Below are 13,204 nucleotides of genomic sequence, written 5' to 3' on the forward strand. Positions count from 1 at the left end.
TAGCGGTATGTCCGGCCGACGTAAAATAACATGGATATGCCTGGTAGCGCTTGCGGCCGGCATCAAGCTATTTTCCTTTTTCCCGGCCGCCGTGGAGCGATGGTATTCTACGGGTGTTTATCCGGTCTTGTCCCGGGGGCAACGCATACTTTTTGGCTGGGTGCCGTTCAGCGTTGGCGATCTGCTCTACCTTGCGGCGGGCATCTGGCTGCTGATCGCGTTGGTCCGCGCCATCCGCAGTTTCGTCCGGCGAGAGGCCGGGTGGCCCTGGATCCTTTCTTTTGTCCGCCGCACGATCTTTGTTTGCCTTTGGGTCTATGTGCTGTTCAACGGGCTTTGGGGGCTCAACTATGACCGGAAAGGCATTGCGTATCAGTTGCAGCTGAAAGTGCATCCCTACACGACTGCCGAACTGAAATCACTGACCCTGACGCTGATCGACAGGCTGAACGAACTGGACAGCCTCGCCCGCACCGACAGACACCAATTGGACCGTCACGGCTATCTGTTCACCCGCGCGACCGCGGCCTATGACAGCCTGGCTTTAACCGACGACCGGTTCCGTTATCCGTTTTCTTCCGTCAAAGCCTCTCTTTTTAGCTATATCGGTTTGTATATCGGCTATAGCGGCTATTACAACCCCTTTACCGGTGAAGCGCAGGTGAATACCTGTCAGCCGGGGTTTACGCAGCCTTATACCACCTGTCACGAGATGGGGCACCAGTTGGGTTATGCCCGGGAGAACGAGGCGAATTTTGCGGGTTATCTGTCGGCGAGGTCCTCGCCCGATGCGGCCTTCCGGTATTCCGCGTATTTCGATCTCTGGATGTATGCGACGGCGGAGATGTATTCCCGGGACTCTTCCTTTGTAAGAGCGCAGGTCAGGCGCCTGCATCCGGCGATCCGCCAGGACTACCGTGACCTGAAGGCCTTTTCCCGGAAATATGCCAATCCCTTCGAAACCCGGGTCTGGCAGTTGTATGGCGGGTATCTGCGAGCCAACCGCCAACCGAGGGGAATCGTCACTTACAGCGAGGTAACGGCCTGGCTTATCGCCTATGCCGGGAAGGTGGGCTGGGACAAACTCTAAAACAATCTAAAAGGCATTCTTCCACATCATGCTCTCGATGGGTTTGTCGGGCTGACCATTGTATTTGGCATTCTTCTTCTGGTTGTATTTTACCAGGATCTCGCCGTCCACGGGAAAATAGATCAACTGCCCTACGGGCATACCCTTATAGACCTTGACGGGTTGTTTGACCGAGATCTCGAGGGTCCAGTTTCCGCAGAAGCCGACATCCCCTTTTCCGGCCGTGGCGTGGATGTCGATACCCAGGCGTCCGGTGGAAGACTTTCCTTCGAGGAAGGGGACATGTGCATGGGTCTCGGTATATTCGAGGGTAACACCCAGGTAAAAGACATGTGGATACAACACAAATCCCTCTTCCGGGATCTCGAAATACTCGATCTCGTTGTGTTTTTTGGCGTCGAGGATATGATCCCGGTAGGTGGCGAGCCATTTGCCCAGGTGTACATCATAGGAATTGCTTCCCAGGCAGTCGCGGTCATAAGGGTTGATCTTTATCGTCCCTTTTTCTATCTCTTCAAGAATACGAGTATCGGATAGGATCATGTTGAAATTGGTTATGTTTGTTGCGAATATGTGAATATAATTTTATAGATGCCCCTGTTTTATCAACATAATATCAACCAAGCCACAAAGTTAGGGATTTGGCATATTGAAGAGCCGGAATCCTTTTTTCTCGAGAAAGTCCCTTTAAAGAAGGATGTTTCGCACCCCTTTAAACGTCTGCAGCACCTGGCGGGCCGGTATCTGCTGTCCTATCTGCTGCCCGATTTTCCGGTGGAAGAGATCCGCATTGCCGATACCCGGCAGCCCTTTCTTGCCGGCGACCGGTATCATTTTTCCATCTCGCATTGCGGGAATTATGCCGCGGCGATCGTCAGCTCCAACAGCAAGGTAGGGGTGGATATCGAGTTGATCACACCCCGGATCGAACGCCTGGCGCCAAAATTCCTGGATGACGATGAAATTCATTTCTTCAACGAGGACTATGCGCAGTTTCTCGAACAATGGGGGCTGCGGGGACGGGTCTTCCAGGAATTCCTGACGTTGATCTGGAACGCCAAAGAAGCGATCTTCAAATGGCATGGCCGGGGAGAACTGGACTTTCGCAGGCATATGAAGCTGGAGGGCAGCCTCAACCTCGAAGGCGATTGGATCAAGCTGCCTTTTGTCTTCGAGAAGTCCAGGAAGATACATTTAGTGGTGGAGGGAAGGATCTTCGAAGAGCAGTCGCTTACCCTTGCATGGGTATTGACCTGACCAATTGCCCTGATGGGTAAGGCCTCCAAGAAATTCCTTTATAAGGGGTAAGAAGTTCTTAGTCCGGCAGAAGTTCGTCATCGGTGTCTTCCAGTAGCTGGACATCGATGGCGTCCTTTCCGGCGATACCTTCTATCGAACCGCGGACATGCGCCGCATTCAGGAGCACTTTTTCCAGCTGTTTTTCCCGGGCTTTCCAGAGGCGTTCCATCATATCCCGTTCTTTCTGGATGGACTGTTTCATGGACAGAAAACCTTCGCGGATGGCCTTCCACTGTTCGCTGAACTCGGTGCTGGTGAGATAATCATACAGCAGGTGCATCTTATCGCCTTTGTTCTCCTGGGATTTGGAGGCATTGTAGACGCGGATCAGCCCGTCTCGCAGCACATGGGACAGGGCTTTTACTTCGGCAAAGGTGCATACCCATACGCCGTTGACCTCGCCGAACCGTTCGAGATCTTTTGGCATCGTCTGGGTGACGATGACGGCGATCATCGCGCCCTGGCTCCGCATGTCGGCTTTCAGTTTTTCCACCCAGTCCTGGGAAAAAGACTGGGTCCGCTTGCTTTCATAGATGATCTTACCGCATTCCTGGCCGAAGTTGTTGCGGACCGTCTGGATGCAGTCCGCGCCTTTTGCGCCCTTGGCGACGGGACCGATCTCGTCGAAGGGAAAACGCGACCGCAAGAGTTCTTCGAGGGCCAGTTCCTGCACTTCACCCTGTAGCTGCATCGATCCCTGTTCGGCTTTTCGTCTCATCTCTTCGGCGAGCTTTTTCTGATCTTCGAGTTGTTTCTCGAGTTCTTTCAACCGCAGCTGGAATTCCGTCTCTTTGGTGGCGACCCGTTGCTCTTCGAGTTCCCGGATCTCTTTTGAGAGTTTGATCCGTTCGTCCTGGAGCCGGCGTTGCACGGATAGTTCCAGTTCGGCCTCTCTGTTGGCCAGTTCCTGTTCTTTTTTGAGGAACTGTAATTCTTTCTGGCGTGAGGCTTTTAGCTTTTCTTCGTTGTCCCTGTTGGCGGTCTCCAGCATCCGGAGTTTGTTTTCGAAGTCGGTGCTGATGGATTTGCGCAGATTTGTTTCCAGCGAGGTGCGGAGTTCCTGTTCGCGGCGGACGAATTCATCCTGTTTTTTCTGGAATTCCTTCTCCTTGTCCTTGACAAAGGTTTGCATCTTGTCGCGGAGGTCTTTTTTATATTCTTCTGCCATGGCTTCCTCCATCGGGAATACATGGTTACAGTTGGGGCATTTTATTTCGGTCGGCATGGATGAATTTTATCGGCTAATGATGGGCCTTCGGCCGGCGAACCTGTGGTCCGCCCTTGCAAATATACAATTTGAGGGGATGCTGCGGTTTATGGCCAATTTGTAGCTTTGCATTGGATCAAAAGCTAATCGTCATGAACAAACACCTACTTACGGCAGCGCTGGCCGGCGTATTGCTATTGACCGCCTCTTCCTGCGCCCGCAACCCGGTCACGGGGCGAAAACAGTTATCTCTCGTTTCGGAAAGCCAGGTTCAGGGCATGGCCCTTACGGAATACAAGAAATTTCTCACCACCAGCAAAGTCGCTTCCGCTACGGATGCCAATGCCCTTATGGTGAAAAGAGTAGGGAAGCGGATCGCGGATGCCATTACAAAGTATTACAACGAACACAACGCACCCGATGCGCTGAAAGGGTATACCTGGGAATTCAACCTTGTAGAGAGCAAGGAGATCAACGCCTGGTGCATGCCCGGCGGAAAGGTGGTCGTTTACACCGGTTTGCTGGCTGTTACCCAGAATGAAACGGCCCTGGCGATCGTGTTGGGGCATGAGATCACCCATGCGGTGGCGGGGCATGGCCGGGAGAGGATGAGCAATCAACTGCTGGCGCAGGGCATTCAGGTCGTCGGGAATGTCGCGCTGAGCGGCGATCCCGCCACGGTAAATGTCTTCAATCGGGTGTATGCCCCTACCGCGCAGATAGGCGTGCTGTTGCCTTATTCCCGCAAATTCGAATATGAGGCCGATCACTATGGGTTGATCTTCGCGGCGATGGCGGGTTACGATCCGCGCGAGGCTATTCCTTTCTGGAAGCGCATGGCGGCTCTTGGGGGTGAGAAGCCACCGATATTGTTAAGCGATCACCCGGCGGATGCGGACCGGATCAGGAAGCTGGAAGGGTTGATGCCGGAGGCGGTGAAGTATTACGATCAGGCGAAGCGGTAACGGCGATGGGGCCGGGAGTCTAGTGGATACCATGCTCTTTCTGATAGGATTGCGGGCTTTTGCCGGTGATCAGGCGAAAATTCCTGTGGAAGCAGGTGAAGTTATTGAATCCGCTCTCGTAGCAGAGCTGTTTTATGCTGATGTGATTGTCGAGAAGCAGTTTGCAGGCGTGGCCGATGCGGATCTCGGTCAGGAACTGGGTATAGGTCTTGCCCGTGCGGGATTTGAAATAGCGGCAAAAGGAATTGGGTACGAGACCGGCGACGGATGCCACCTCGCCGAGGTAGATCTTGCCGGTGAAATGTCGGAAGGTGTAGTCATAGATGGCGTTTATCCGGTCGTTCTCGGACTCGGAGTAGTCGGGGCGGAAGCCGATGGAGGAAAGCAGCTGCAGGTGATCGGATGTGGCGAAGAGGGAAAGACACTCGATGAGTGCGATGATCCGGCCAATGCCTTCCGCCGAATGGATCTTGTGGACGAGGGCAGGCACTTTTTCTTCATCGCGGGCGCTTACGAGGATGCCGCGACGCGCTTTTTCGAGGAGGCTGCGGATCGGCTTTGTTTCGGGTAGGGAGAGGAAGGCGTCGCCCCAGAAGTTCTCGGAGAAATGAATGACGGTGGAATGGACGGTCCCTTCCGCGTTGAAGTGGATATCGTCATAGCGCCAGTAATGTGGAAGATTGGAACCAACCAAAATGATATCGCCGGGTTGAAAGCGTTTGATATGGTCGCCGACGAACTGGGTGCCGCTGCCCTTGTGAAAAATGATCAGCTCCACTTCGGCATGGTAATGCCAGCGGTTGTTGATGAACGGGTCCCTGTCTTCCCGCACGCTAAAGGAGTGCTCGGGCGTCCGGGGTACTTTTAATAATTTCGGCTTCATGGCTATCCTAAAGATACCACTCTTTAGGGATAAGCTGCCGTTACGAGATAGCTGCCGATGTGAGCACCGAACATATAATGTTCGGTAGTGCGGTCTTCCAAAAGTTTGTCGCGAAACCAGAACATATCCTCGATAAGTGTCGGCGCGCTTGTTGTTACATCGCCCCAATCAGGGGTTTTTGTTTCTACTGTATAGGATTTGGGATTTACCACAAAGCAAACGTTGCCGAGTCGCCCGATACCTGCCAGGATATTGGCATAGGCATAGATCTTACCATCGCGGATATGATATGTAAGACCACGTCCCAGGTTCATGAAAGCTTCGTAACGTTTATCGAGGAAAACCTGGTGGAGCAACTGGTACTGCTTATCATAGAAAGACATGATCGCGCCGTTGCCATGCCAGATCGTTACCGGGCTCGGTGGTGGGACTATTTCTTCGTATCGGATCTCTTTGGTCACGACAAGGGTGTCGCCTATAAAAAAGATGCCGGCGGGTCTGAATGCCTCTACCTCCTTAAAATGCTTTGTTTTTTCCAGGTCCGGATTGTTTTTGAACGATCGGAAGTAGTCTTTGTTCAACTGAACGGATTCAAGGGTTTTGGTCTGTCCCGAGGCAAAGTCAAAAACAAACGAGCCGATATTCCTGTGGCGGGATCGATCGTCAGGATTGGCCACGGAGAAGACCAGGGCGTCCTTGTCGTTTGGACTGAACATTCCCCGGATGCTGTTATCATAATCCCAATAGTCGGAACTGTACTCGAAAGGACAGGTCACTGTCTTTTGCAGTTTGCCGTCGCGGCCGAATTTTTCCGCCGTAATTACCCCTTTGGTAAAGCTGACGATACCGATCTCGCCTGCTTTGTTGGAATAATTGCCGAGATAGATATCGGCTCCGATGGCTGCTCCGGTCAATGGCACGACGACCGGCTTGAAAGAGTCCGAGAAATACACGGCCGACAGGGCAACGGTATTCCGCAATCTATTGTACTCCTTCCAGCTTTTTTCATTGCCAACGTCGCCTTTTTGACCCGTTGTGCGAACGAGGAAAAAGTGAAAATTGCCCTGGTGGTCGCAATTGACCGTACAATCCAGCATATTTCCGCTTTCGTTATTATAAATAAGTTGGTCCCCGACGATCGCTTTCGTCCCCGGATCTATAAGCAACGCATGGATATTTTTTTTCACGGTCCAACCTTTCCCCCAAGTGTCGCAATAGAAGGCCAGGACTTTGCCTCTCCACTGGGCTAGTTCCCAAACCTCTCCAGGCAACGGCAGTTCTTTTTGGATGGAACCATCCTGACTTAGAAAGACGATCCCTGAGCGTTTCTCGTTATAGTCGAGAAGGGCAACGCCGGTGGAGTCGCTGGTATATGCGATTTTATAAATCTGCCATTTTTGTTTTGGCGATGCGGCGCTTTTCTGAGAAAAGGCAGGGGTTGCGGATAGGAGAAGAAGCAGGATACAGAGGTTTTTCATGCCTATTAGAACGTCCGGTACCCTAATATTATTATTGCTCCCATTGCAGGGCAAAATACTCGCACCGGCCAGTATCGCCATTTTCCAGGTTATGGGGGACGCCGGAGGGCAGGAAGACGAGATCGCCGGCCGCCGCTTTTTGGTAGCCGTCGGCGATATGCATCCGCACATGGCCGCTGCGCATCAGGATGATCTCTTCGTTGCGGTGGACATGCTGGGGGTGGCTGATCTGGCCGGCCTCGAGAGTTGTCGCATGCATATCGATCTTGTGGAGCCAGGCTACGGGGCGGCTGAAGATGGGGCGGCTTTCTCCTTTGTCGGTCTTTTTCATGGTCAGCTCGGGCCAGTCCAGCAATACCGGCGGACCCGCCTGTTTTGCCCGGTCCTTGTCGATGCCGCCTTTTGCCCGGAAGGACAGCAGGTAACAGGTGGCGTTGGCGGTGCCGGTGTTGAGGATCGACGGATCCTCGCCGGCGGAAAACAGCGCGATGCCCCCGGGGCCCAGTACTTTATGTGCAGATCCGATGGTCACGGTGAGACTCCCTTCGCGGACGATAAGCAGATGATCCGCTGCCTCGTTTGCCGCGGGGGAGAACGATTTGCCGGCAGCCAGGAGATAGGCGTGGATATCCAGCCAGGAGAGATCCCTGGTTACCCCTGTCAGCAGATCGCGGGTTTCTCCGTATTTTGTCGGATGGGGCTTTGCTTTGTCCCATTCGGCTACTCCGGCAGTAAGGGTGTCCGGGGCACCGGTCTGGGTCGTGACGGTATCGCCGATACTGATCTGTGCGGTTGCCTGAGAGGCGGGAAACAATGCCGGGACAACGAGGATAAGGGACAACAATATTGGTTTCATTATGTTAATTTACAAATTTATGGATAGACCCAAAATATGAATAAAGCAAGAACCCCGCTTTCCGAGGCTCCACTGACCTGGAAGCAACGGATCAACGCGCTTCGCAACCTGCCGCGTTTTTTTGCGCTCGTTTGGGAGACGAGTCCGCGGATCATGCTATTCAATGTGGTTGTGCGGATTGCGCGGTCGGCGATCCCGGTTTCCACGCTGTATATCGGCAAGCTGATCATCGACGAAGTGGTCAGGTTACTGCGCATTGGCGACGTTGGAACTGCGGCGCATGGGCCGGCGGGGCTTTCCCATCTGTGGCAGCTGGTTGCGCTGGAATTCGGGCTTGCCCTTCTTTCGGATGGTTTGATGAGGGTGGTCATGCTGATGGATAGTTTACTGGGCGAACGCTTTGCCAATTTTACTTCGGTCCGTATCATGGAGCATGCCGCTATGCTCGATCTCGAGCAGTTCGAGGACACCAGCTTCTATGACAAGCTGGAACGGGCGAGGCAACAGACCAATGGCCGGACGGTTCTGCTTTCCCAGGTGCTTGGTCAGGTGCAGGACCTGATCAGCATGGCATTTTTGGCTGTGGGCCTGATGGCTTTCAATCCCTGGCTTATCTTGCTGCTGCTGATCGCCGTGGTGCCGGCGTTTTTGGGCGAATCGCATTTCAACGACCGGAGTTATGCGCTGATGCGGGCGCAGACGGCGGAGCGCCGGGAGCTGGACTATCTCCGCTATCTGGGCGCCAGCGACGAAACGGCAAAGGAGGTAAAGCTCTTCAGCCTTTCGCGTTTTCTTATAGACCGGTTCAAAGGCCTTTCGGATAAGTTTTACGAGGATGCGCGAGACCTGGCGGTACGGCGAAGCGCCTGGGGTGTGCTGTTTGCCCTGCTGGGGAGCGTGGGTTATTATGGCGCCTATGTCTATATCATCTTAAAGGCCGTAAATGGAAGACTGTCGATCGGCGATCTGACTTTTCTAGCCGGTTCTTTCCGGCAGCTGCGATCTTTATTGGAAGGCATCCTGTCCCGCTTCACCAGTGTTTCGCAGGGTGCGATCTATCTGCAGGACCTCTTTGAATTCTTTGAGATCAAACCCCGGATCGTCAGGATTGCCCAGCCGCGGCCTTTTCCCCAACCGATACGCGAGGGATTTCGTTTTGAGGATGTCGGTTTCCGGTACCTGTACTCCGAACGCTGGGCCAACCGTCATCTGAATTTTACGCTCCGGCCCGGTGAGCGGCTTGCGCTGGTGGGTGAGAATGGCGCGGGCAAGACCACGCTGATCAAGCTGCTGACCCGGCTGTACGATCCCACCGAAGGCCGGATACTGCTCGATGGCATCGATCTGCGGGAGTATGATCCCGAGGAAGTGAGACGTAATGTCGGGGTCATCTTCCAGGACTATCTGCGTTACCAGATGACGATGGCGCAGAACATCGCCGTGGGCAATATCCTTAACAAGGACGACCGGACGCTGATCGAGGCAGCGGCGGAACAAAGCCTCGCGAACCTGCTGGCGGACCGGTTGCCGAACCGCTATGACCAGGAACTGGGGCGGCGATTTCGCCAGGGCGTCGAGCTGTCGGGGGGAGAGTGGCAGAAAGTTGCGCTGGCAAGAGCGTATATGCGGGATGCGCAGCTGCTGATCCTCGACGAGCCTACGGCTGCGCTTGATGCCAGGGCCGAATTTGAGGTGTTCCAGCGATTTTCTGAATTGACAAAGGGGCGAACGGCCGTGTTGATCTCACACCGGTTCAGCACGGTACGAATGGCCGATCGCATCCTGGTGCTCGACAAAGGCGAACTGCTGGAGGTGGGCAGTCATGCGGAATTGCTCGAAATGGGTGGACGGTATGCGGAGTTGTTTCATTTGCAGGCGCAGGGGTACCGGTAGGGCTGCAAGATCGCGGCGATGGACCAGCGAATCCGCGGGCCTGCGGCCGGCGGGAGGCTTCAAGGTTGCTTCAAAATTAAATCCGAGTTTTGCGACGATGAAAGTGCTCATTATCGAGGACAACCAGGAATTGGCTCGTAATATCCGGGATTACCTCGGCAGGGAGGGATATATCTGCGAGTCCTGTGAGACGGTGGAGGACGCCCGGGAGAAGCTGACCCTTTTCCAATATGATTGTATCCTGCTGGATATCGGGCTGCCCGACGGCAGCGGTATCGGGCTGTTGAATCTTATCCGCAGCGAGCACAAAGAAAGCAATGTGTTGATCATCTCGGCCAAGAATGCGCTGGATGACAAGATCATCGGTCTGGAGAAGGGTGCGGACGACTATATTACGAAGCCTTTTCATCTGGCCGAACTGCATGCCCGGATCCGCGCCGTGTATCGCCGGAAGAACCTGGGCGGCGCCAGTATCGTGGAATTCAACGAGATCAGCCTTAATACCGACACCTTTGAGGCGCGGATCAACCAGCAACTGCTGGATACGACCCCAAAAGAGTTCGATCTGCTGCTCTATTTTATCGTCAATAAAAACCGGGTCCTTTCCCGTCAGGCCATTGCCGCGCACCTTTGGGGCGACTACACGGATAATTTGGCTAATTTTGATTTTGTATACCAGCACGTCAAGAACCTGCGGCGCAAGATCAGCAATGCGGGTGGGACGGATTATATCAGTACGGTATATGGGCTGGGGTACAAATTCAATTCACACAAACAGGAGTGAGGCTAACGACAAAATTCACGCTTTGGTATTTCGGCATCATGCTGTTGGTGCTGCTTATCGGTGGCGCTATCGTCTACTACGAGATCCAGTGGAAGATCAGCACGGTGGAAGTGGTGCGGCATCAGCGGCTGAACGATATTATCGCCGGTCAGATCCGTCAGGGCGGCGATTACCGGGATCATCCTACGCGGAAAAGAGCAACGGTGACGGTCATCCCGGCCGACTCCGTGCCTGCCGGCGTCAGTTCGTATTATACCCGGGGGGTCGACTGGAATCCCGAGTTTCAGCGGGACGAGTTCAGGCTTATGGTCACCTCGTTCTATCTGATCGAAGGTGTACAATACCGGGTGACGACTTATTCCTTTATTCCTTCTTTTTATCAGCTGCTGCCCGGCGTCGTCGATTCCTTTAAGTGGATATTGCTGGTGCTGCTGGTGCTGGTTGTCATCATGGGTGGGCTGATATCCAAATACATTCTGGCGCCCTTTAAGCGGACGATGCGGGTGATCCAGGCTTTTGACCTAAAACAGAAAGAACCCATCCGGTTGGCGCAGACGCGGACCTCGGAGTTCACGGAATTGAACCAATTCCTGCGGAAGATGACGGAAAAAGCGCAGGAAGACTATCAGTCGCTAAAGGAATTTACGGAGAACGCCTCGCATGAGTTACAGACGCCTACGGCGATCATCCGGGGAAAGCTCGACCTGTTGATGGAATCAGATATCCGGGATGAGCAGGCCGTGCTGATCGCAGAAATGCAGAACGCGCTGGAGCGACTGTCGCGGATCCATAGTTCGCTGACGCTACTGACAAAATTGGAGAATAAGGAATACGAGGCGAAGGAGCCGGTATCCATGAGCAACCTGGTCCGGGAAACGCTCAACAGCCTTGACGAACTTATCCAGATGAAGTCGCTGCGGCTCGACGTGCATATTGAAAAAGGTGTATATGTTCCCCTGCATCTGGCGTTGGCCGATCTGCTGATCACCAACCTGATCAGCAATGCGATCAGGCACAATGTGCCGCCCGTTGGCGGGACGGGCTTTATCCGGGTGGATCTTAGCCGGGAAGGGCTTGTCCTGGTCAATAGCGGCCGGGAGCCGCGGGTCCCAACGGCAGAATTATTCGAACGGTTTAAAAAAGGTAATGCGGGCAGTGATTCCATCGGGATCGGCCTTGCCATTGTCCGCCAGATATGCGAACTGAGCGGTTTTGATATTGTTTATGAATACTCCGAGGGGCGGCATGGGGTGGCCATCAGTTTCCTCTCCCGGGTCCCTGCTTCAAAATTGCTTCAAAATGTTTTGGTCCCTTTACATTCTTAAGAAGAATAGTAAATGTCAAAACAGCCAGTTTTCGGCTTTATCTGGGTGCTTGCGTGCACCCTTGCGACCGGACGGACGAGCGCGCAGGTGTTGACGATGAGACAGGCGGTGCAGAATGCTCTCAATAATTATGGAACCATTCGTGCAAAAGCCAATTATGTCAAAGCCTCGCAGGCCAATGTAAAGGAAGCAAAGCGGGAGTACCTTCCCGATATCAATTTCGGCATTCAGCAAGACTATGGAACGGTGGCGTCAGCCTACGGTCCGGCAGCGCCTGGCAAGGCGCCCGGGGTCTCCTCGTCGGGACCTATGTTCGCCACCCAGAACTGGAACGCGGCTTTTGGCGCGCTTTATCTTACTAATGTCAACTGGGACTTCTTCCAGTTTGGTAAATACAAGGAACGGACGATGGTCGCCCAGCGCGCACTCGACCGGGATCTGAGCGATCTCGGCCAGGAGCGTTTTCAGCAGGGTATCCGGGTCTCGGCGGTTTATCTGCAACTGATCGCCGCGCAAAAGCTGATCATTTCCCAGCAGAATAACCTTGACAGGGCCATTGCCTTTCAGACGGTGGCTACTGCCAGGGCCAAGAGCGGGCTCAATCCGGGGGTCGACTCCTCACTCGCCAATGCGGAGGTGTCCAGCGCCCGGATCGCGCTGACCAATGCCATTGAAGCCGAGCAGGAGCAGGCCAATGCGCTGGCCCAGCTGATGCAGGTGACTGCCCCCGACTCGAATAATTTCTCACTGGACTCCGCGTTTGTCGACAGGGTCCCGGGATCCCTTACCCATTCGCCGGCGCAGCCGCTCAAGGAGCATCCCTTGTTGAAGTTCTTCCAGGACCGGGTCAGCGTCAGCGACGAACAGGCCAAATTCCTGAGGACGCTGCAGTATCCGACCTTCTCGCTTTTTGCCATCGGCCAGGACCGGGGTTCGGGTTTCGGCTACAACTACGGGCCTGCCAACCCAAATGGGTATACGCAAAACTATCTCAAGGGGGTATCCTTTGGCACCGCCAACTACCTGGTTGGGATCGGGGTCTTCTGGAATCTGACCACGCCGATCCGGGTCCATCAGCAGATCGTAGCGCAGAAATATACTTCCGCGGGTTTGCAGGAAGAGTATGGGTTGATCAGCCAGGAATTACAGGCGCAGACCGTACTGGCCGAAAGCCGGATAAAGAATGCGCTTGCGAACTATAACGAAGCGCCTATCCAGGTAAAGGCGGCGTCGGATGCCTATGTGCAGAAAGAGACCTTATACAAGAATGGATTGGCTACCATCGTCGACGTGACGACGGCCGCCTTTGTTTTGAATCAGGCCGAGACCCAGCAGGACGTCATCGACACCAATGTCTGGCAGGCGCTGTTGTTCAAGGCGGCGAGCACCGGGGATTTTGCATTATTCATCAACGAATTTTAATC

The 13,204-nt window shown here is 54.0% G+C and carries 12 protein-coding genes; 7 read left to right on the plus strand and 5 right to left on the minus strand.

Annotated elements, in window-relative coordinates; translation table 11 throughout:
- Positions 1-7 precede the first annotated feature (7 nt).
- A complete protein-coding gene (locus tag VGM48_RS01175) occupies positions 8-1,090 on the plus strand; it encodes a DUF3810 domain-containing protein (RefSeq protein WP_331575754.1) in 1,083 nt (360 codons plus the stop codon).
- 6 nt (positions 1,091-1,096) lie between these two features.
- Here VGM48_RS01175 and dcd read toward each other — a convergent pair whose 3' ends face one another.
- A complete protein-coding gene (gene dcd / locus VGM48_RS01180; RefSeq protein WP_331575756.1) occupies positions 1,097-1,633 on the minus strand; it encodes a dCTP deaminase in 537 nt (178 codons plus the stop codon).
- A 48-nt stretch (positions 1,634-1,681) separates the two neighbouring features.
- Here dcd and VGM48_RS01185 point away from each other — a divergent pair, with 48 nt between their 5' ends.
- A complete protein-coding gene (locus VGM48_RS01185) occupies positions 1,682-2,347 on the plus strand; it encodes a 4'-phosphopantetheinyl transferase family protein (RefSeq protein ID WP_331575758.1) in 666 nt (221 codons plus the stop codon).
- A gap of 58 nt (positions 2,348-2,405) precedes the next feature.
- Here the strand turns inward: VGM48_RS01185 and VGM48_RS01190 are convergent, their stop codons facing one another.
- A complete protein-coding gene (locus tag VGM48_RS01190; RefSeq protein ID WP_331575760.1) occupies positions 2,406-3,614 on the minus strand; it encodes a DUF2130 domain-containing protein in 1,209 nt (402 codons plus the stop codon).
- 134 nt (positions 3,615-3,748) lie between these two features.
- On the opposite strand from VGM48_RS01190, the gene VGM48_RS01195 reads away from it, so the two are divergent.
- Positions 3,749-4,561, plus strand: coding sequence for a M48 family metallopeptidase (locus VGM48_RS01195; protein ID WP_331575762.1), 813 nt, complete (start codon positions 3,749-3,751; stop codon positions 4,559-4,561).
- Positions 4,562-4,580: 19 nt separating this feature from the next.
- On the opposite strand, the gene VGM48_RS01200 is transcribed toward VGM48_RS01195, so the two are convergent.
- From VGM48_RS01200 to VGM48_RS01210, 3 genes are read right to left on the minus strand one after another with little or no spacing between them, the layout of a single operon-like run.
- Entirely contained in the window at positions 4,581-5,444 is an 864-nt protein-coding gene (locus tag VGM48_RS01200; protein ID WP_331575764.1) for an AraC family transcriptional regulator, read from the minus strand.
- A 23-nt stretch (positions 5,445-5,467) separates the two neighbouring features.
- The gene (locus tag VGM48_RS01205) at positions 5,468-6,922 is read right to left on the minus strand and encodes a hypothetical protein (RefSeq protein ID WP_331575766.1); all 1,455 of its coding nucleotides are present in this window, start codon (positions 6,920-6,922) and stop codon (positions 5,468-5,470) included.
- A gap of 31 nt (positions 6,923-6,953) precedes the next feature.
- Entirely contained in the window at positions 6,954-7,778 is an 825-nt protein-coding gene (locus VGM48_RS01210; protein ID WP_331575768.1) for a cupin domain-containing protein, read from the minus strand.
- A gap of 36 nt (positions 7,779-7,814) precedes the next feature.
- On the opposite strand from VGM48_RS01210, the gene VGM48_RS01215 reads away from it, so the two are divergent.
- From VGM48_RS01215 to VGM48_RS01230, 4 genes are all read left to right on the plus strand, one after another.
- Positions 7,815-9,671, plus strand: a complete 1,857-nt coding sequence (locus VGM48_RS01215) for an ABC transporter ATP-binding protein (RefSeq protein WP_331575770.1) — start codon at positions 7,815-7,817, stop codon at positions 9,669-9,671.
- 97 nt (positions 9,672-9,768) lie between these two features.
- Complete coding sequence (locus tag VGM48_RS01220; protein ID WP_331575772.1) at positions 9,769-10,455, plus strand: response regulator transcription factor; 687 nt, start codon at positions 9,769-9,771, stop codon at positions 10,453-10,455.
- Positions 10,452-11,780, plus strand: coding sequence for a HAMP domain-containing sensor histidine kinase (locus VGM48_RS01225; RefSeq protein ID WP_331575774.1), 1,329 nt, complete (start codon positions 10,452-10,454; stop codon positions 11,778-11,780). The genes VGM48_RS01220 and VGM48_RS01225 overlap by 4 nt, the downstream gene beginning before the upstream one ends.
- A gap of 12 nt (positions 11,781-11,792) precedes the next feature.
- The gene (locus VGM48_RS01230; RefSeq protein ID WP_331575776.1) at positions 11,793-13,202 is read left to right on the plus strand and encodes a TolC family protein; all 1,410 of its coding nucleotides are present in this window, start codon (positions 11,793-11,795) and stop codon (positions 13,200-13,202) included.
- Positions 13,203-13,204: the final 2 nt, after the last annotated feature.

The sequence above is a fragment of the Puia sp. genome (assembly GCF_036500295.1).
Lineage (GTDB): Bacteria > Bacteroidota > Bacteroidia > Chitinophagales > Chitinophagaceae > Puia.